Origin of the sequence: Nakamurella flava, from assembly GCF_005298075.1 — a bacterium.
GTDB lineage: Bacteria > Actinomycetota > Actinomycetes > Mycobacteriales > Nakamurellaceae > Nakamurella > Nakamurella flava.
The window spans coordinates 2102618-2121626 of record NZ_SZZH01000001.1; the positions used below are offsets into that span (position 1 = coordinate 2102618).

General features: G+C 70.2%; 16 protein-coding genes. 9 read left to right on the forward strand and 7 right to left on the reverse strand.

The genetic code is table 11. The features are described from left to right. Positions 1 to 431: 431 nt before the first annotated feature. The 4 genes from FDO65_RS09380 to iolC are packed head-to-tail and all read right to left on the reverse strand — an operon-like array spanning position 432 to position 4792. Positions 432 to 1973 carry a CoA-acylating methylmalonate-semialdehyde dehydrogenase gene (locus FDO65_RS09380; protein WP_137449045.1) on the reverse strand — a complete coding sequence of 514 codons (1542 nt, stop codon included), beginning with the start codon at positions 1971 to 1973 and terminating at the stop codon, positions 432 to 434. After that, entirely contained in the window at positions 1970 to 2929 is a 960-nt protein-coding gene (gene iolB / locus FDO65_RS09385; RefSeq protein ID WP_137449046.1) for a 5-deoxy-glucuronate isomerase, read from the reverse strand. The genes FDO65_RS09380 and iolB overlap by 4 nt, the downstream gene beginning before the upstream one ends. After that, the gene (locus tag FDO65_RS09390) at positions 2926 to 3843 is read right to left on the reverse strand and encodes a Cgl0159 family (beta/alpha)8-fold protein (protein WP_240757512.1); all 918 of its coding nucleotides are present in this window, start codon (positions 3841 to 3843) and stop codon (positions 2926 to 2928) included. The genes iolB and FDO65_RS09390 overlap by 4 nt, the downstream gene beginning before the upstream one ends. Beyond that, positions 3836 to 4792: a 5-dehydro-2-deoxygluconokinase gene (iolC, locus tag FDO65_RS09395; protein WP_137449047.1), complete on the reverse strand. Its 957-nt coding sequence runs from the start codon at positions 4790 to 4792 to the stop codon at positions 3836 to 3838. Before iolC ends, FDO65_RS09390 begins: the two co-directional genes overlap by 8 nt. A 234-nt stretch (positions 4793 to 5026) precedes the next feature. Here iolC and FDO65_RS09400 point away from each other — a divergent pair, with 234 nt between their 5' ends. From FDO65_RS09400 to FDO65_RS09415, 4 genes are all read left to right on the forward strand, one after another. Next, positions 5027 to 5764 carry a GntR family transcriptional regulator gene (locus FDO65_RS09400; protein WP_137449048.1) on the forward strand — a complete coding sequence of 246 codons (738 nt, stop codon included), beginning with the start codon at positions 5027 to 5029 and terminating at the stop codon, positions 5762 to 5764. Positions 5765 to 5850: 86 nt separating this feature from the next. Then, a complete protein-coding gene (locus FDO65_RS09405) occupies positions 5851 to 6204 on the forward strand; it encodes a hypothetical protein (RefSeq protein WP_137449049.1) in 354 nt (117 codons plus the stop codon). A gap of 317 nt (positions 6205 to 6521) precedes the next feature. Continuing rightward, positions 6522 to 8018 carry an aldehyde dehydrogenase family protein gene (locus FDO65_RS09410; protein ID WP_137449690.1) on the forward strand — a complete coding sequence of 499 codons (1497 nt, stop codon included), beginning with the start codon at positions 6522 to 6524 and terminating at the stop codon, positions 8016 to 8018. Continuing rightward, complete coding sequence (locus tag FDO65_RS09415) at positions 8015 to 9253, forward strand: CaiB/BaiF CoA transferase family protein (RefSeq protein WP_137449050.1); 1239 nt, start codon at positions 8015 to 8017, stop codon at positions 9251 to 9253. Before FDO65_RS09410 ends, FDO65_RS09415 begins: the two co-directional genes overlap by 4 nt. 15 nt (positions 9254 to 9268) lie before the next feature. Here FDO65_RS09415 and FDO65_RS09420 read toward each other — a convergent pair whose 3' ends face one another. Together FDO65_RS09420 and FDO65_RS09425 are read right to left on the reverse strand one after the other, a co-directional pair. Then, positions 9269 to 10195, reverse strand: coding sequence for an NAD-dependent epimerase/dehydratase family protein (locus FDO65_RS09420; protein ID WP_137449051.1), 927 nt, complete (start codon positions 10193 to 10195; stop codon positions 9269 to 9271). Between the two features lie 179 nt (positions 10196 to 10374). Next, complete coding sequence (locus FDO65_RS09425; RefSeq protein ID WP_137449052.1) at positions 10375 to 10779, reverse strand: hypothetical protein; 405 nt, start codon at positions 10777 to 10779, stop codon at positions 10375 to 10377. Positions 10780 to 10935: 156 nt separating this feature from the next. Here FDO65_RS09425 and FDO65_RS09430 point away from each other — a divergent pair, with 156 nt between their 5' ends. Next, on the forward strand, positions 10936 to 12192 hold the full coding sequence (locus FDO65_RS09430; protein WP_240757514.1) for an MFS transporter: 1257 nt from the start codon (positions 10936 to 10938) through the stop codon (positions 12190 to 12192). An 82-nt stretch (positions 12193 to 12274) separates the two neighbouring features. On the opposite strand, the gene FDO65_RS09435 is transcribed toward FDO65_RS09430, so the two are convergent. Then, the gene (locus tag FDO65_RS09435) at positions 12275 to 14275 is read right to left on the reverse strand and encodes a 3-oxoacyl-ACP synthase III family protein (protein ID WP_137449053.1); all 2001 of its coding nucleotides are present in this window, start codon (positions 14273 to 14275) and stop codon (positions 12275 to 12277) included. 365 nt (positions 14276 to 14640) lie between these two features. Here FDO65_RS09435 and FDO65_RS09440 point away from each other — a divergent pair, with 365 nt between their 5' ends. From FDO65_RS09440 to FDO65_RS09455, 4 genes are all read left to right on the forward strand, one after another. Beyond that, positions 14641 to 15513: a 3-oxoacyl-ACP reductase family protein gene (locus tag FDO65_RS09440; protein ID WP_137449054.1), complete on the forward strand. Its 873-nt coding sequence runs from the start codon at positions 14641 to 14643 to the stop codon at positions 15511 to 15513. A gap of 214 nt (positions 15514 to 15727) precedes the next feature. Further along, complete coding sequence (locus FDO65_RS09445) at positions 15728 to 16096, forward strand: hypothetical protein (protein WP_137449055.1); 369 nt, start codon at positions 15728 to 15730, stop codon at positions 16094 to 16096. Between the two features lie 438 nt (positions 16097 to 16534). Beyond that, positions 16535 to 16915, forward strand: a complete 381-nt coding sequence (locus FDO65_RS09450) for a helix-turn-helix domain-containing protein (RefSeq protein ID WP_137449056.1) — start codon at positions 16535 to 16537, stop codon at positions 16913 to 16915. A 205-nt stretch (positions 16916 to 17120) separates the two neighbouring features. Further along, entirely contained in the window at positions 17121 to 18905 is a 1785-nt protein-coding gene (locus FDO65_RS09455) for a PHA/PHB synthase family protein (RefSeq protein ID WP_137449057.1), read from the forward strand. Positions 18906 to 19009 lie beyond the last annotated feature (104 nt).

The window sequence follows — 19009 nt, forward strand, 5'->3', positions numbered from 1 at the left end:
GTGGCGTTCTCGGGGAGTCCGGGCGCTGGGCCCGGAGGCGGGACCTTACCGAAGACGGTCACCGGATCGGGTGCTGATCCTGACCGGCAGGGCCGGTGCGATACGCGGAGCGGCCGGTCGACCGGGGGTCACCCAGGACGTCCCGTCCACCTCGCCACAGACTCGCTCGGCCATCGGATCTCCGTTCGTCCCGGCGTCGTCGCCCGGGTTAAGAGTGGCCCGTGCCACACGCGGTGTCAAGCATTTGTTATGACATCTTGACGTCTTACACACAATGACCGTTCCGCGGTGTCGCTGACCGATCCGCGCTGGTCACGCTGGGTGCACCGGGGAGGGGCCGAGCAACTGGCTCGGCCCTGACCCGGGAGCGGAAGGGCCGCTACGAGCAACCCTGACGAGACGCACGGCCCGGTACCGAGCCTGCGAGAAGGTCAGACGTTCTGCGGGAAACCCAGGTTCAGGCCCCCGTGGCTCGGGTCGAGCCAGCGGGTGGTGATGACCTTGCCGCGGGTGAAGAAATGGAACCCTTCGGTGCCGTGGGCGTGGCTGTCCCCGAACAGGGACTGCTTCCAGCCGCCGAAGCTGTAGTAGCCGACCGGAACCGGGACCGGCACGTTGATGCCGACCATCCCGACCTGCACCTCGTTCTGGAACCGCCGGGCGGCGCCACCGTCGTTGGTGAAGATCGCGGTCCCGTTGCCGTACGGGTTGGCGTTGATCAGGTCCAGACCCTCGTCGTACGACTCGACCCGCACGACAGACAGGACGGGGCCGAAGATCTCGTCGGTGTAGATGCTCATGTCGGTCGTCACCCGGTCGAACAGGGTCGGGCCGAGCCAAAAGCCGTCGGCGGCGCCGTCGAACTCCTGCTCCCGCCCGTCGACGACCAGCTCGGCTCCTTCGGACACCCCGGCGGCGACGTACCCGGCGACCTTGTCCCGATGCGCCCCGGTGACCAGCGGCCCCATGTCGCACCCACGGCGACCGTCACCGGTCCGCAGCGTCGCCATGCGGTCCTTGATCTTGCCGATCAGCTCGTCGGCCACCGAGTCCACCGCGACCAGCGCGGAGATCGCCATGCAACGCTCCCCCGCCGACCCGAACCCGGCGTTGACCGCGGCGTCCGCGGCCAGGTCCAGATCGGCGTCCGGCAGCACCAGCATGTGGTTCTTCGCCCCGCCGAGGGCCTGGACCCGCTTGCCGTGCGCGGTGCCGGTCGAATAGACGTACTGCGCGATAGGTGTCGAGCCGACGAAGCTGATGGCCTTGACCCGCGGGTCGGTCAGCAGCGCGTCGACCGCGACCTTGTCACCGTGCAGGACGTTGAAGACCCCGTCCGGAAGACCCGCTTCCTTCCACAGCCCGGCCAGCCAGTTCGCCGTCGACGGGTCCTTCTCGCTGGGCTTGAGCACGACGGCGTTGCCGGCGGCGATCGCGATCGGGAAGAACCACATCGGCACCATCGCCGGGAAGTTGAACGGGGAGATGATCCCGACGACGCCCAGCGGCTGTCGCAACGAGGAGACATCGACCTTGGTCGAGGCGTTCTCGGTCAACGAGCCTTTGAGCAGGTGGGACAGGCCGCAGGCCAGTTCCACGATCTCCTGACCGCGGGTGATCTCCCCCAGCGCGTCCGAGAGCACCTTGCCGTGCTCGGCGGTGATGATCGCCGCGCCCTCGGCCTTGCGGGCGTTCAGCAGCTCGCGGAACGCGAACAGCACCTGCGTCCGCTTGGCCAGCGAGGCATCCCGCCAGGCCGGGAACGCTGCGTGCGCCGCCGCGATCACCGCGTCCGCATCCGCTTCGGAGGCCAGCGCGACCTGCTTGGCCACCTGACCCGTCGCCGGGTCGTACACCGGGGCGGTCCGGGTCGAGTCGCCCGGGAATTCGGCGCCGTCGACCCAGTGCGGCAGGACCCCGCCGTCGGTGTCGGTGGTGATCGACAGGGCGTCCGGATCAGTGATCGTGGTCATCGCGCATCCACTCCTGCTCGCTGCGAATCGTCGGGGTCGGTGGCCGCCTCGTAGAGCGGCAACCGGGGGTCGGTGGGCTGGTCGGCCCAGGTCGCGCGGACCCAGCCGTGCTCGGGGTGATCGCTGATGCCCCAGGCTCTTTCGTCACCCGGACCGGCCATCACGTTGAGGTAGTACATGTGGTGCGAGGGCGAGGCGATCGCCGGTCCGTGCCAGCCGTGCGGGACCAGCACGGTGTCGCCGTCGGAGACCTCCTCCAGCACCTCGACCGGTCGCTCGTCGGTGCCGAAGACCCGCTGGTAGCCGACCGGACGTCCGGTCCGGGCCAGCTCGGGGGCGTCATCGGGGGCGGCGGACGCGAAGCGGAAGTAATAGATCTCCTCGAGTTCGGTTTCGTCGCCGACCTTCTCGTCGTGCTTGTGGGGCGGGTACGACGACCAGTTGGAGGCCGGGGTGATGACCTCGGTGGCCAACATCTTGGCGCACTGCATGCCGGTCGCCATCGCGAAGTCGTTGACCTGTCGGGTGTGCGACCCGGCGCCCCGCAGCACGACCGAGGTACCGGAGGCCGGCTGGTAGCGGAACGGCAGTTCCCGGTCGACCACGGTGCCGGGCAGGGCCAGGGTGATGCCGCCGGGGCTGTGGATCGTCACCTCGGATCCGATGGGCAGGTAGGCCAGGTCGGTGGTGGCGGTGAAGACGCTCTCCCGGCCGGCCAGGGAGAAGGTCTCCTCACCGACGGTCACGTCGCAGCTACCGGCCAGCGGCAGCGCGATCATCTCCTCGCCGCCGGTCGAGAAAGTGTGCGACTCACCGGGTTCCATGGTCAGGATGCGCAGGCTCGAGTAGCCCCAGCCGGCCGTTTCCGGAGTGATGACCAGGTCGTAGGGCGACTGGGCCGTCGACCCGGCCGGCAGATACAGGCCCGGCGTCCGGCCGGCCACGGAGCCGGTCATCGGACCATCCCGGCAGCGGTGTCGACCGCGGCCGCGACATCGTCGTCGGCCGGGTAGAGCAAGGTGCGGCCGACGACCAGGCCGCGGACCGACGGCAGGGTCAGGGCGTGCCGCCAGGTCGCGAAGGTCTCCTCCGGGGTGGTCTCCGGATCGCCGCCGAGCAGCAGGGTGGGCAGGACGGTGGAGTCCATGACGCGTTCCATGTCCGGGACGACCGGGAGCTTCATCCAGGTGTGCGCGGTGGTGCGGCCCAGCGCGGAGGCGACGCCCACCGACTTGATGACGGCGTCGGCGGACAGGTCGTTGCGGACCTTGCCGTTGACGCGGGACGACCAGAACGGTTCGACCATGGCGGCCAGGCCCCGCTCGGCCAGCTCGTTGACGGCCGTGGCGGTGGCCTGCAGGGTGTCGACCGTGCCCGGGTCGTCCAGGGCGATGCGGGTCAGCGTCTTGCCGCCGTTGAGGCCCATGTCGGCGATGCCGCGGGCGTCGTAACCGGTGAACCGGTCGTCCAGCTCGAAGACGGAACCGGCCAGCCCGCCGCGGTTCATGGATCCGAAGACGACCTTGTTCTCCAGGGCGCCCAGCAGCAGCAGGTCCTCGATGATGTCCGGCGAGCCGAGCAGCCCGTCCACGCCGGGGCGGGACAGGGCGGTGACCAGGCGGTCGAGCAGATCGACGCGGTTGCCCATGGCCAGCGGCCGCTTGCCGACCGCGTTGGCCCCACGGGCCGGGTGGTCGCAGGCGATGATCATGAGCTTGCCGTCGGCCGGGACCAGCGGGGCCTTGGCCCGGGCGTCGGCGGCCCGCTGGATGGCCCCCGGGTCCTGGACGCGGATCTCGGTCAGTCGGTCACACCGCGTCCGCATGGTGTCGCCGGTGATGGCCGCGGTCGCGGCGAGGGTGTCAGACACTGCGGACCTCCTGCAGAAGGGTCTCGACCTCGTCGGAGGTCGGCATGGCGGTGGAGCACTCGCGACGGGTGGCCACCAGAGCCCCGGCCGCGTTGGCGAAACGGAGGATCTTCTCCAGGTCCCAGCCGGCCAGCAGGCCGTGGCAGAACGCGCCGCCGAAGGCGTCGCCGGCACCGAGCCCGTTGACCGGGGTCACCGGCGTCGGGGGGACCTCGACGACTCCGCCGTCCCGGGTCATCCCGAGCACGCCCTTGGGGCCCTGCTTGACGATCGCGATCTGCACCCCGGCGTCCAGCAACGCCTCGGCGGCACGCCGGGGCTCGGTCTCGCCGACCGCGACCTCGCACTCCTCCTTGTTGCCGATGGCGACGGTGACGTGCGGCAGCGCGGCGCGGACCTGCTCGGAGGCGAGTTCCTTGTCGGCCCAGAACATGGGCCGGTAGTCCAGGTCGAGAATGGTGTGCTCGCGACGCTCGCGGGCGGCCCAGGCCGCGTGGTGCGCGGCGCGGCTCGGTTCGGCCGACAGGCCGGTCACGGTCGACCAGTAGATCCCGGCGTCGGTGATCGCGGCCAGATCCAGCTCGTCGGTGGCGATCATCAGGTCGGGCGCGATCGGCAACCGGTAGAACTGCAGCGGGAAGTGGTCCGGCGGGTAGTTCTCGCAGAACGCCAGCGGGGTGAGCAGACCCTCGACCGGGGCGACGAACTCGTCGGACACGCCCAGCCGACGCAGCTCCTGATGCACGAACCTGCCGAAAGCATCCGGACCGGTGCGGGTGATGACCGCCGTCCGCCGCCCGTGCTTGGCCGCGGCGATGGCCACGTTGGTGGCGCTGCCGCCCAACGACTTCGAGAACGTCTCGACGTCCTCCAGCCCCACGTTGTCCTGCAGCGGGTACAGGTCGATACCCACCCGTCCGATGGTGACGACGTCGAAATGCTCGACCACTGGTGTCCTTTCGTTGCCTGGCGGGTGTGGCTACTCCACCCGTGGCGGCCGACCGGAACGGCCGGGTCCCGTCCGCTCCCGGACGCCCGGCCCCAGCGGCCGCATCGCCGTGTGACGGCTGCAACTGTGGACCCTGACCAGAACTCGTGTCAAGACTTTGATAGGACATACGGTCATATTCATGTTCGGCCTTAGCTGCGCTACCATTCCCCGCCAGGACCTGGGGAGGGTGCCATGCCGACACTGTCCGTCGACCTCGACCGGTCCAGCCCGGTGCCGCTCTATTTCCAGGTCGCCCAGCAGATCGAAAGAGCCATCAACGAAGGCGAACTCGCGCCCGGTGATCGACTCGACAACGAGATCAGCCTGGCCGAACAGTTCGGACTGTCCCGCCCGACCATGCGCCGGGCCATCCAGGAGCTCGTCGACAAGGGACTGCTCGTCCGCAAGCGCGGCGTCGGCACGCAGGTGGTCCACGGCCAGGTGACGCGGCCGGTCGACCTCACCAGCCTGTTCGACGACCTGGTCAACCACCACCAGGTGCCGACCACCACGATCCTGGAGAACGCGATCGTGCCGGCCCCCGACGAGGCGGCCGTACGGCTGGCCGTCAACCCGGGCTCCCCGGTCCTGCACCTGCGTCGCCTGCGGTTCGCCCACGGCGAGCCACTGGCCCTGATGGAGAACTTCCTGCCCGAGGACCTGATCCCGGTCGGCGAGGCCGACCTGGCGACGCGAGGTCTGTACCAACTGATGCGGTCGCGCGGGGTCAACATCCGGGTGGCCAAACAGCGCATCGGCGCCCGCACCGGCACTCCGGACGAGTGCTCGATGCTCGGCGAGAAGCGGGGTACCCCGGTACTGACGATGGAGCGGGTCGCCCATGACGACTCCGGCCGACCCGTGGAGTGGGGACGGCACGCCTACCGGGCCAGCCAGTATTCGTTCGAGGTCACGCTGGTCGAGCACTGACGCCCGCTGTCCCGTCGGCATGCGGTCACCCTTGGTGGTCGGTAGGTTGCGAGGCGACCGCCCGCCCCACACAGGAGGAGTCACCCATGACCAGCCCGCAGGACAAGTACGCCGACGTCATGCGTTCCAGCCAGGAGGCCGTCGTCGAGGCCTTCGAGTCCTGGACCAAGAACGCACAGAACGCGATGACCAGCGTTCCCGGGATGGGCAGTGCGCCGGTCCCGCCGCAGGAGGTCATCGACCAGGTCTTCGACTTCGCCGGGAAGCTGCTCGAGGTGCAGCGCGACTTCGCCAAGTCGCTGGCGTCGACCGCCGCCTCGGCCGCCCAGTCGGCGCGGGACAACACCGAGAGCATGTCCCAGGCGGTCCGCGCGCACGCCGAGGGCACCCAGCAGGCCGTCCGGGACGCCGCCGACGGGGCCCGCCGCACCGCCGAGTGAGCCCGGCCCGATCCTGCTGCTGACGATCCACTGGCGACGCCGGTGTCCCTCACCCGAGGGCACCGGCGTCGTCGCGTCCCGAGGTCGCGTGCCGGATCCGGAAACCCCGGTGACCCGGCGGACACCCGGCTCACCTTGTCACCCATCAGCATTTGTCCTAACATTTACGACGCATCAGCCACCCCTCCCGTCGGTCCCGGCCGACGACGACCCTGCTGGCCGCGCGCGACATTCTCAGCAGCGGAAGGACTCCCGTGACGATCACCGACGACGCCGGATCGACGACCAGCGCCGCCCCCCAGGCGCGCGACTACCCGATGCTGATCGGCGGTGAATGGGTCGCCGCGCTGGACGGCGAGTGGAGCGAGGTCGTCTCCCCCGGCCGCCGGGATGTCGTCCTGGGCCGGGTCCCCGTCGGGCACGCCAACGACGCCGACCGCGCCGTCACCGCCGCCCGCAAGGCGCTGCCGGCCTGGCGCGCGCTGCACTTCAAGGACCGCCAGAAGGCGCTGCTCAAGGCGGCCGACGCGCTGGAGGCCCGGGCCGAGGAGCTGGCCCTGCTGACCGCGGCCGACACCGGTAACGCGCTGCGCACCCAGGCCCGCCCGGAATCCCAGACCCTGGTCAACCTCTTCCGCTACTTCGGCGGCGTGGCCGGCGAGTTCAAGGGCACCGTGCTGCCCGCCGGTGACGATCAGCTGCAGTACACCCGCCGCGAGCCGCTCGGCGTCGTCGCCGGCATCCTGCCGTGGAACTCGCCGCTCATGATCGCCGGTATGAAGACCCCGGCCTCGCTGGCGGCCGGCAACACCCTGGTCCTCAAGACCGCGCAGGAAGCGCCGCTGACCATCCTGAAGATGGCCGAGATCGTCTCCGAGTTCCTGCCCGCCGGCGTGCTGAACGTGGTCACCGGGCGCGGGTCGGACATCGGCGAGGCGCTGCTGGTCCACCCGGGCGTGGACAAGGTCTCCTTCACCGGCTCCACCGAGATCGGCATGCACGTCGGCCAGATCGCCGGGAAGCGGCTGGCCCACCAGTCGCTGGAGCTGGGCGGCAAGAGCCCGAACATCGTCTTCCCCAGCGCCGCCTCCGCCGAGCAGCTGGACACCACCGCGGCCGGCGTGCTGACCGCGATGCGCTTCACCCGCCAGGGCCAGTCCTGCACCGCCGGGTCCCGGTTGTTCGTGCACGCGGACGTCTACGACACATTCCTGGACGCCCTGGTGGGCAAGGTGAAGCAGCTCAAGGTCGGCGACCCGCTGGACGAGGCGTCCGACATGGGCTCGATCATCAGCCAGAAGCAGTACGACTCGGTCCGCGGCTACATCGAGGACGGTAAGTCGCAGCCCGGCATCTCGGTCGCCCTGGACGGGTCCGAGTTCGTCGCCGAGGGCCTGAACGGCTTCTACCAGGGTCCGACCATCCTGGCCGGCGTCGAGAACTCCTGGCGGATCGCCCAGGAGGAGATCTTCGGACCGGTCCTGGTCGCCATCCCGTGGCGGGACCGCGACGACGTGATCCGGATGGCCAACGACTCGCACTACGGTCTGGGCGGCTACATCTGGTCGCAGGACCTCACCGAGGCGCTGGACACCGCGCACCGCGTCGAGTCCGGCTGGATCCAGGTCAACCAGGGCGGCGGTCAGGTCATCGGCCAGTCCTACGGCGGCTACAAGCTGTCCGGCATCGGGCGCGAATTCTCGCTCGAAGGCGCGCTGGAGTCGTTCACGCAGATCAAGCAGATCAACGTCAAGCTCGGGGTGCCCACCCCCGGCCCGGTGGTCGCTCCCCCGGTCACCGGCGGCCAGCCGTGACCTCCCCCGCCGATGATGCCGGCAAGCCGGGCGGTACCGGGCCTCTCGCGGACATCGTCGTCGTCGACCTGACCCGGGCCCTCGCCGGGCCGCACGCGGCGATGATGCTCGGCGACCTGGGGGCCCGGGTCATCAAGGTGGAGACCCCCGGCTCGGGTGACGACACCCGCGGCTGGGGGCCGCCTTTCGTCGAGCCGGACGCCGAGCGGATCGCGGCCGGGGCCGACCCCCGGCCCGTGTCGACCTACTTCCTGTCCTGCAACCGGAACAAGGAATCGATCGTCCTCGACCTCAAGAGCGACGAGGGCAAGAGCGCGCTGACGGAGTTGATCCGGCGGGCCGACGTGCTGCTGGAGAACTTCCGGCCCGGCGTGCTCGACCGTCTCGGCTTCCCGCTGGCGCGGCTGGCCGAGCTCAACCCGCGCCTGGTCATCCTGTCCATCTCCGGCTTCGGCCACGACGGACCCGAGGGCGGGCGCGCGGGCTACGACCAGATCGCCCAGGGCGAGGCCGGTCTCATGTCGATGACCGGTCCCAACCCGGAAACGCCCACCAAGGTGGGTGTCCCCATCTCGGATCTGCTGTCCGGCATGTACGGCGCCTACGGGGTGCTGGCCAAGCTGCACGAGCGGGAGCGCACGGGCCTGGGCGGTCTGGTGCGGACGTCGCTGCTGGCCGCGGTGGTCGGGGTGCACGCCTACCAGGGCACCCGCTGGACCGTCGCCGGCGAGATCCCGAAGGCCGAAGGGCCGCATCACCCGTCGATCTGCCCGTACGGCCTGTTCCACGCCTCCGACGGCGTCGTGCAGATCGCCGTCGGATCGGAGGGCCTGTGGGCCCGGTTCGCGCCGGCGTTCGGTCTGCCGACCGACGACGAGCGGTTCGCCAGCAACCCGGCCCGGGTCCGCAACGGCGAGGTCGTCCGGGCGGCGGTCGAGGAGGCGTTCTCGCACTGGACCACCGCGGACCTGCTGGCCAAGCTGTCCGAGGTCGGGGTGCCCAGTGGCGAGGTGAAGAACCTGCAGCAGGTCTTCGAGTGGGATCAGACCGCCTCGCAGGGGCTGCTGCTGGACCTCGAGCACTCGTCGCTCGGGCCCATCACCATCCCCGGCCCGCCGCTGCGCTTCTTCGACACCGACGGCGGCGAGTGGAAGCGGAACCACCTGCCCCCGCCACTGCTCGGCGAGCACACGGACGCGGTGCTCAGCGAGTTGGGAACGGCCCCGGACGCCTGAGCCGCGGCAGCCCGACTACTCCGACGCGCGGACGAGATCGGCGACGCCCCGCTCGATGGTCACCTGCGGCGTCCATCGGAGGTCCCGTTCGGCGGCCGCGACCGACATGGAACGGGCGTTCATGTCGTAGGCGTCGGGTTCGTCGCCGGATTCGACGGTCGTTCCCGGCAGCTCGGCGACGATGGCCTCGGCGATCTGCACGAACGTGGGGTGGCCGGGGCCGGTGACGTTGTAGGCGAACACCCCGTCGGCTCCCAGGTCGGCGCGCGGAGCGGTCAGCGCCGCCTCGAGCACCGCGCACACGTCGCTGATGTGCACCCACGGCAGCGGCTGGTCGGCTCGCTGGTGCAGGGTGATGACCCCGCTGGTGCGGGCGGCCGTGATCATCTCGGTGATGCCGCAGTACGTGGTCCGGCGGGGGCCGTAGACGATCGAGACCCGCAGGGCGACGGCGTCCAGGTCGAACTGGTCGATGTAGGCCCGCATCAGCGCCTCGCTGGCCACCTTGGACGACCCGTAGGGCTCACTGGCCAGGAGCGCGTCGGTCTCCATACATTCCCGCGTGAGCGACCGCTCCTCCCAGGCCCGCCCGTAGGTGGAGCTCGACGACAACAGCACCACCCGGCCCGGAAGGCCGACCCGGCGGGCGGCCTCGAACAGACCGACGGTGCCCACCAGGTTGACGTCGACGACCAGCGGCGGGTTCTCGTTGGCCACGTGCGGCCCGGAGATCCCCCCGCCGTGCACGATGTCGGTGATGGACTCGGCCTGAAGAAGGGCTCGAAGCGCGTCCGCGTCGCGGACGTCGAGCTCGTGATGGTCCCATCCTGAGGCCGCGGCAGGACCGATGTCCGCGCCGACGACGTGGTGGCCCCGCTCGCCGGCGAAGGCGGCGAACGTGCGGCCGATGAATCCGTTGACCCCGGTCACGAGGATGCGCATGGGGCCACGCTAGGTCCGCTCGTCGCCCGCGTTCCTCGATTCCGGCGGCCGGTGCCCGAAAGATGGGCCCGGTGCGCGGCGACCGAGCAGGCGGACCGGGAGACGACGAAGGGGCGGGCCTGATGGCCCGCCCCTTCGTCAGGTGGCGCTGATGCCGGGCCGACGAGCCCGGCGGGAGGTCACTTCAGCAGATCGTGAGCGGCGCCGGTGGTGACCTCGACGACCTCGGTGACGACCGCGGCGTTCTTCTTGGTCAGCTCGGTGACCCAGGCGACGTTGGCCGACTCGGCCAGCTCGACGGCCCAGTCCAGCTGCTGCTGGACGGCCTGCTGGTAGCCGTCGACCGACAGGCCGACGACCTTCTTCGCCTCGGCGGCGAAGCCGTCGGTGAGCTCCTTGGCCTTGGCCGAGGAGTCCTGGACGACCGGGGTCAGCGCGTGGGCGGTCTTGGTGAAGAACTCGCCGGCGAACTCGGCGCCCTGGGTCCAGGCGGCGACCAGGGTGTCGGTGGCCTGGGCGACGGCCGCGTCGGTGGCCGGGGTGGTCGGAACGGTGACGGGGGTGGTCTTGGTGGCGGTCGCCATGGGATTCTCCTTCTCGGTGGTGGTCACCGGGTCTTCCCGGCTGCTGTTAGCAGGTTAGCTAACAGCCCAGCTAATCTGCTAACAGGTGTGACGGTGTTCATATCGAAACGTTTCGCCCCGCAGGAATCCACGACCCGGTTCTCGCGTCCTTCCCATGTGACCGTCCACGACTCCGTCCCCACCGCTCCCGCCGCCGAGGCCCGGGTCGATCTCGCCCACTCCGGCAGCACCCCCACCCTCGGTCGCCTTCGTCTGGTGCTCGCTCTGGGGGCGCTGGCGGTCGGGTCGTTCGCGATCGGTACGACCGAATTCGTCTCCATGGGCCTGCTTCCACAACTGGCCGCCGGAGTCGACGTCTCCATCCCGACCGCCGGCCACGTCATCTCGCTCTACGCACTGGGCGTGGTGGTCGGGGCACCGGTGCTCTCCGTCCTCGGCGCCCGGATGCCGCGCCGCACCCTCCTGCTGCTCCTGATGGGCGTCTTCCTGTTCGGCAACCTGGCCACCGCACTGGCCCAGAGCTACCCGCAACTGCTGGCGGCTCGCTTCGTCGCCGGCCTGCCGCACGGCGCCTACTTCGGCATCGCCTCGATCGTTGCCGCCGACCTGGTGTCCCCGGCCCGGCGCGGCCAGGCGGTCAGCCTGGTGATGACCGGCCTGTCGGTGGCCACGGTGGTCGGCGTGCCCGCCGCCACCTGGCTCGGCCAGGGGATCGGCTGGCGGTCGGCGTACTGGCTGGTCGCTGCACTGGCCCTGATGACGCTGGTCCTGGTCGCCTCGCTCGTACCGTTCCTGCCGGGTGACAAGACGGTCAGCCGGACCGGCGAGCTGGCCGCCCTCAAGCGCCCACAGGTGCTGCTGGCCCTGGCCGCCGGCGCCATCGGGTTCGGTGGCATGTTCGCGCTGTACACCTACATCGCCCCCACCGTCACCGATGTCGCCGGACTCTCCGAGGGCATGGTCCCGGTCTATCTGCTCGCCTTCGGCCTGGGCTCGCTGCTGGGCACCCCGCTGGCCGGGCGGCTGGCCGACTGGTCGGTCATGCGGACGATGCTGATCGGCTCGGCCGCCATGGGGCTCGGCCTGGTCGCCTTCACCGTCACCGCCCAGTGGTTCATCCCCGGGCTCATCACCGCGTTCCTCATCCCCATCGCCGGGTCGCTGCTCGTCATCAGCCTGCAGATGCGGCTGATGGCGGTGGCCGGCAAGGCCCGGGCGCTGGGCGCGGCGCTCAACCACTCGGCCCTCAACACCGCGAACGCCCTGGGGGCCTGGCTCGGCGGCCTGGTGATCGCGGCCGGCTTCGGCTACACCGCGACCAGCTGGGTGGGCGCCGGGTTGTCGCTGGCCGGCTTCGGCATCCTGCTGGTCTCGGCCGCCCTGGAGCGACGCTCCCCCACCGTCGTCGACTGAGCGCCGTCCGGGACGCGCCGACGGCCCCGGCCCGGACCCTGTACGGGTCCGGGCCGGGGCCGTTCGTCGTTCGAACCCTGGATCAGACGCCGAAGGCCAGCGCCATGTCGTCGGTGGAGTTCCGGGCCGAGGTCTTGGTCACCGCCTCGTCGGTCGACTCCGGAGCATCGGAGTCCGTCGCCACCGCCTCATCCGGGGAGGGCGCGACGATCGCCGGGTCGATGCGCATGACCGAGTACCCGGCCACCGAGCCCGCCCCGAAGCCGGGGGCGAAGATCCACATCGGCCGGTCGATGACCTTGTCGGCCACCGCGTCGGCGATGGCGATCGGGATGCTCGCCGACGACGTGTTGCCCATGGTCTCGATGTTGAAGTACAGCTTGTCGGCCGACAGCCCGGCCCGCTTGGCCAGGTCGATCACCATCGTCTTGTTGGCCTGGTGCGGGACGACGAGTTCGACGGTGTCCCAGGCGGTCTCGGCGCGACCGGTGGTGTCCGGCAGGTTCGAGAGCTCCTCGATCATCTGCGCCAGGTAGCGGCCGGCCAACGACTTCACCTCGGGCCCGTAGACCGTGATGTTGTTGTCGAACGACGGGTTGGGCCAGATGATCGAGTTGACCTGGGTCACGGGTCCGCCGGCGTAGGTTTGCAGCAGGTCGAAGTCGCCCGACTCGCCCTCGGGGGCCGGCGCGATGACCAGGGCCGCGGCGCCGTCACCGAAGATCATCCGGGACGGACGGACGGTGCCGATCTTGTCGGAGAACTTCTCCCCGCAGACCAGCAGCACCGGCCGGTTGACCTCCTGCAGGAGTCGGACCGCCTCGGCCAGCCCGTAGGGCAGACCGGCGCAGGCGGCGATGAGATCGACCGAGCAATGGGTCTGCTGCAGCCCCAGCTGACCGGTGATCCAGGTCGCCGTCGACGGCATCATCCGGGCGCTGGTGCACGAGCAGAACAGCACCGCCCCGATCTCCTCCGGCCGGCGGCCGGCGTGCGCCAGGGCCGCCTTGGCCGCGTCCAACGAGATCTCCTCCAGCTCGCGCGCGGTGTAGCGGCGCTGCTCGATCCCGGTCTTGGTGCTGATCTCGTCGGCGCTCATCGGCGACCAGCTGTAGGCCGAGTTGCGGATGAGATCGTCGTTGGTGCAGACGTACTCGCCCTTGACGACGGCCAGCGCCTCGATCTTGGGCTTGATCGCGAACGCCTCGTGGACGTTGACCGGCGGATACGGCGAGATGGGGTCGACCGCATCGATGCCCTTGGACAGCTCGGCCGTCCGCACCCGGGCGTCCTGCACCCCGTCGGCTCCGGCGGCCTTCATCTTGCTGACGAAGCGCACGACGTCCCGGTTGCGGGGCAGGTACAGCACGACGATGTCGTCGTCGGACAGCTCGCCGACCGGAGTCAGCCGGACGCTGTCGCCCTTCCACGGGTACTCGTTGTGCAGCACCATCGACCAGCGCTGCAGGGCCTCAAGCTCGGGCACCGCGTTGTCGACGTCGAGGATCTCCTCGTAGCCGAAGAAGGTGTAGTCCGGGTCGTAGTCGGCCAGCGTGAACGTCAGCTGCGCCGGCTCGGCCAGCGCCTCGGCGATGGTCGGCTTCACCGACGGCAGCGTGGTCGCGTCGAACGTCCGGTGGCTGTAGGCGTTGAACAGCAGCTTCCAGACCTTGTCCTCCGACTCGGCGTCCCAGGTCGGTGGAAGCGAGGCGTAGGCCTCGGCCACGGCCGTCACCTTGGCGTCCTTGTCGTCCCAGGGGGCGACGATCGGCAGGAAGATGTCGCTGCGGTTGCGGGGAACGTCCTTCCACCGCATCGGCTGCTTGTCGTACATGGTCATGGCGAAGCGGTTGACCCAGAACAGGTTCAGGGCGATGTCGCGCATCAGGTCGCCGCGGCTGGCGTACTTGCCATCGCGCGCCCGCTGGAGGATGTCGCTGCCCTTCGGGGCCTTCGTCTCGAAGTCGCGCCGGATGACGCTGTCCAGCTGCTCCTCCGAATCGATGACCGAGAAGTCGAGGTCGGGCAGGAAGTTGGACGGGAACACCAACCGTCCGTGCTGGTTGACGACGAAGGGCTGCATGCGATCTCCGGGGGGTGGGAGCGGATCTTCTTCGATGGCCACGCTGACTGTCCGGCCGTCCCCGCGCGGCGGGAAACCGACCGCTTCGGGTATAGCAGCGACGGCCCCGTTCCGCTCAGCGGAGACAGCCGGTTGAGAGCCGGTTCATAGGCCACGACCTGCGCACATAGGTCGTGGGTCACATCCGACAGGCCGGGCGGGAGCCCGGCCGGTAGGGTCGGCGTGCCGTTCGTCCGGGGCCGTGCGACCGGGTTCTTGCGACCCGTTGGCCGGCATCGGTGGCCGCGGCCGTCGACGGCAGCTGCCCGGCCCGTCACCGGCGGCGGGCGGCACCCACGGTCGCCCCACCGAGCCTGGAGACGCACATGTCCATCGACGCCCCTTCCACTCCGATTCCGGGCGCCGACAGCGCCGCGATCCCCGACGGCTCGCCGACCGGCCGGATCGGCGACAAGCTCGCCGGTCGGGTCGCGCTGGTCACCGGCGGCACCCGCGGGATCGGTGCCGCGATCGCCCACAGCCTGGCCGCCCAGGGCGCCGCCGTCGCCGCCGGCTACAGCGGCAACGTCGGCAAGGCCGAGCAGTTCGCCGCGGAGTTCCCCGGCATCTTCGGCGCGGACACCCGCGTGACGGTCCACCAGGGCAACGTCGCTTCCCCGGAGGACTGCCGCCGGGTCATCGCCGAGGTGCTCGAGCAGCACGGCCGCCTCGACATCCTCGTCAACAACGCCGGCATCACCATCGACAAGACGGTGCTGAAGCTGACCGACGACGACTGGTACAAGGTGCTCGCGGTCAACCTCTCCGGGGCGTTCTTCCTCTCCCAGGCGGCGCTGGCCCACATGGCCGAACGCGGGACCGGCCGGATCATCAACGTGTCGTCGATCATCGGCGAGATGGGCAACATCGGGCAGGCCAACTACGCGGCCTCCAAGTCGGGGCTCTTCGGCCTGACCAAGACCATGGCCCGGGAGGCCGCCTTCCTCCTGGAGCGCTCCGGCAAGCTCGCGGACGACTCGGTCGGACTGACCGTCAACACCGTCACCCCCGGCTACATCAGCACGGAGATGGTGCAGACCGTGCCCGAGAAGGTGCTGGAGCGCATCAAGGGTCAGATCCCGCTGCGCCGCCTCGGCCGGCCCGAGGAGATCGCCCGGGTCGTCCACTTCCTCGCGTCCGACGCCTCCTCCTACATCACCGGCCAGATCTGGGGGGTCAACGGCGGGATGGACATGTGACACCGCCATCCCGGCCACCAGGATTGTGACGTGCGTCACGCCCGGAGGCCGACGTGGCGCCCCTCACTGCGAGGTCGGAACGCTTGCCGGTTAGCTGGCTAATCTGCTAACTTGCTAACAACGGGGCCGAACGCTGGCTCCGAGACGGACCGTTCCGGGCGCCCTGCGCCGGAGCCCCGTCACCGACCAGCCACCTCGATGATGGGAGAGCCACATGGCCACCAACACCGCCACCAAGGCCGCTCAGAACGGCGCTGCCGCCACCGACGCCGCCTTCAAGGCCGCCACCGACGCCGCCACCGACTTCGCCCGCACCGCGTCCGAGGCCTTCGCCCCGACCATGGAGAAGGCCACCGGCCAGGTCCAGGAGTACGTCGACGTCACGTTCGCGCAGGCCAAGAAGTCCTCGCTGGCCATGCTGGACGCCTTCGACGCCGGCCTGGACGTGACCCTGGGTCTGCACAAGCAGCTCGCCCACATCTCCGACGTGGACTGGGTCAAGGACGCCGTCGCCCGCTACACCGATGTCGCCGCCCAGGCCGGTGCGAACTACTCGCGCGCCGCCCGTGAGCTGCTGAAGTAAGTCCCACCTGCTGTGCACTCGGCGCAGTCGACCTCCGGGTCGGCTGCGCCGAGTGCTTTTCCGGGTCCGGTGGGCGGCCGGCGAAGCGCTCGCCGACCACCCCGGGACGGCCGGCCGACCCGGCTCGCGAGGGTGGGCCAGACCCCCGACCCGCTGGCTAACGCGCGAACCCTAGCGCGCCCGCGACACGACATTTCCCCTGACGAGTGAGGTGGGTCACACCCGGCTGTGGCCGGGCGTACGCTCGCCATCGCGCTAACACAGCTAACGGCGGTGCACATTCACCGCCCGGCCCGACGCAGGCGAACCCCGCCGAGGTCGGTCCATCCGAACGCATACTGCAATCGCCGTCACGGTTGCCGGGAACACCCTCTGGTGGGACCGGATCCGGCGGCTCGCACACACGGGCGGCACCCCGCCCGGAGAGGACAGGTACCGATGAGCGCGGGTTGGCCCGACGCCCCCAGCCTGGGGGAGATGATCCGGCGGCAGCGGGAACTGGCGCAGCTGCCCATGCGGCAACTGGCCGCGATGTCCGGCATCTCGAACCCGTACCTGTCCCAGATCGAACGTGGTCTGCGGGATCCCTCCGACCAGGTGCTCAACGCGATCGCCGACTCGCTCGAGCTCTCGGCCGAGGCCCTGCGGCCGCCGCCCCGCCCGCTCGCCGAGGACGAGCAGCCCGCGGTGATGACGGCCATCGAGGAGGACCCGGACCTGACCCCGGCCCAGCGCAAGGCACTCACCGAGTCCTACCTGGCGTTCCGCCAGCTCACCGGCGAACGCCGCCGCAACCGGGGTCGCGGCCAGCGATCCTGAACGACGACCGCGGGGCCGGACCCCGCGCCACCGTCGGTCCCCTCCGATGGGCCCCGCCCGGGCCCACCCCCACGACAAGCAGCTCGGTCCCCTCCGATGGGCCCCGCCCGGCCCACCCCCACGACAAGCAGCAGACTCCGACCGATCCCGGCCGGAGCCCCGGTGAGCCGGTCAGTGTTGACCGGCAGGCTACGAGGAGCGTGCGATGTCCGCCGCTACAGAGGAATCCCCGTCGACCGTCGTCGCGACCGTCCCCCGCCTGTGGGAACTGGTCGACGACCGGACACGGGAACAGTTCGCCGAGAGCATCGGTCGGCTGGCCGACCGCCTGGACCGCGGCGTGATCGGCCAGTACGACCAGGCGTCGATGCTGCCGTCCCTCGCCCGGTTGTCCAGCTACTGGGCCACCCACCCGGACCGCATGATGCAGGCGTCCCTGCGCTGGACCGGCCAGGCGTGGCAGGCCTGGATGGCCGCCGGGGCCCGCGCCCTGGGCGCCGACGTCCCCGGCCCGGTGGAGCCGCCACGGGACAAGCGGTTCGCCGACAAGGCCTGGACCGACTCACCTGCCTACTGGTTCCTGCACCAGCAGCACCTGCTGCTCGAGCAGGCCGTCGCCGAGTTCGTCGACGACGCGGAGCTGAGCGACAGTGACCACCAGAAGGCGACTTTCGCTCTGAAGACCATCGTCGACGCGGTGAGTCCCACCAACTTCCCCGCCACCAACCCGACCGTCATCAAACGCGCCGTCGAGACCGGCGGGCAGTCGGTGGCCAAGGGCGCCCGGACGTTCGTCCACGACATGCTGGTCAACGAGGGACAGCCCGAGCAGTTCGCCAAGGGCGTCTACGAGGTCGGGCGCGAGCTCGCCGTGACCCCCGGAAAGGTCGTGTTCCGCAACGACCTGATGGAGCTGCTGCAGTACTCCCCGACCACCGAGACCGTGCACGAGATCCCGTTGCTGGTCAGCCCGCCGTGGATCAACAAGTACTACGTCATGGACCTCTCGCCGGGTCGCAGCCTCGTGCAGTGGGCGGTGGACCACGGGCACACCGTGTTCCTCATCAGCTACCGCAACCCCGACCAGACCATGGCCGACGTGTCGATGGACGACTACCTGCTGTCCGGCCCGATGAAGGCGCTCGACGTCATCGGCGACATCACCGGCTCGCCGAAGGTCAACCTGCTGGCCCTGTGTCTGGGCGGCACCCTGGCCATGTCGACCCTGGGCTACCTGCATGCCATCGGTGACGACCGGGTCAACAGCGCCACGTTCCTGAACACCCTGGTCGATTTCTCCGAACCCGGAGCGCTGGGCGTCTTCACCGACGAGCGTTCGGTGGCCAAGCTCGAGAAGTCCATGGCCAAGACGGGTTTCCTGCCCGGCGGATCGATGCGCAAGACCTTCGACCTGCTCCGCGGCAACGACCTGATCTGGAACTACGTCGTCAACAACTGGCTGCTCGGCCAGGACCCGCCGGCGTTCGACCTGCTCACCTGGAACGCGGACTCGACCCGCATGCCGGCCGACATGCATTCCTTCTATCTGCGCAGCTGCTACCTGGACAACCAGCTGGCCACCGGCCGGATGGAACTGGCCGGGACGCACCTCGACATCTCCGAGCTCGACCAGGACATGTACTTCCTGGCCGCCGAGCAGGACCACATCGCGCCCTGGCGCAGCTCGTACCGGGGCGCCCGTCTGCCCAAGGGCGACGTCCGGTTCGTGCTGTCCAACTCCGGCCACATCGCCGGCATCGTCAACCCGCCGAACCCCAAGTCCCGGCACTGGGTGGGCACGACCGACGAGCTGCCGGCCGACCCCGACCAGTGGAAGGCCGAGGCGACCATGCACCCGGTCACCTGGTGGGAGGACTGGGCCGAGTGGATCGGCGAGCGCGCCGGCCTGTTGACCACCCCGCCCCCCAGCGGTTCGGACGACTACCCCGCCCTGGGCGACGCCCCGGGCACCTACGTCCTCGGCACCTGACGCACCGGCGCCTCCTCCGAGAAGACCGCACCGGGGCGGTGTTCCGCCCCGGTGTCGCGGGTCGACCACTCTCGTCGACCCGCCGTACCACCCGCACCACCTGA

Coding starts and splice junctions, on each gene's coding strand:
- FDO65_RS09450 (WP_137449056.1), top strand. CDS start 16,535: ATGAGCGCGGGTTGGCCCGACGCCCCCAGCCTGGGGGAGATGATCCGG.
- FDO65_RS09425 (WP_137449052.1), bottom strand. CDS start 10,779: ATGGCGACCGCCACCAAGACCACCCCCGTCACCGTTCCGACCACCCCG.
- FDO65_RS09445 (WP_137449055.1), top strand. CDS start 15,728: ATGGCCACCAACACCGCCACCAAGGCCGCTCAGAACGGCGCTGCCGCC.
- FDO65_RS09420 (WP_137449051.1), bottom strand. CDS start 10,195: ATGCGCATCCTCGTGACCGGGGTCAACGGATTCATCGGCCGCACGTTC.
- FDO65_RS09410 (WP_137449690.1), top strand. CDS start 6,522: ATGCTGATCGGCGGTGAATGGGTCGCCGCGCTGGACGGCGAGTGGAGC.
- FDO65_RS09435 (WP_137449053.1), bottom strand. CDS start 14,275: ATGCAGCCCTTCGTCGTCAACCAGCACGGACGGTTGGTGTTCCCGTCC.
- FDO65_RS09400 (WP_137449048.1), top strand. CDS start 5,027: ATGCCGACACTGTCCGTCGACCTCGACCGGTCCAGCCCGGTGCCGCTC.
- iolB (WP_137449046.1), bottom strand. CDS start 2,929: ATGACCGGCTCCGTGGCCGGCCGGACGCCGGGCCTGTATCTGCCGGCC.
- FDO65_RS09380 (WP_137449045.1), bottom strand. CDS start 1,973: ATGACCACGATCACTGATCCGGACGCCCTGTCGATCACCACCGACACC.
- FDO65_RS09440 (WP_137449054.1), top strand. CDS start 14,641: ATGTCCATCGACGCCCCTTCCACTCCGATTCCGGGCGCCGACAGCGCC.
- FDO65_RS09405 (WP_137449049.1), top strand. CDS start 5,851: ATGACCAGCCCGCAGGACAAGTACGCCGACGTCATGCGTTCCAGCCAG.
- FDO65_RS09455 (WP_137449057.1), top strand. CDS start 17,121: ATGTCCGCCGCTACAGAGGAATCCCCGTCGACCGTCGTCGCGACCGTC.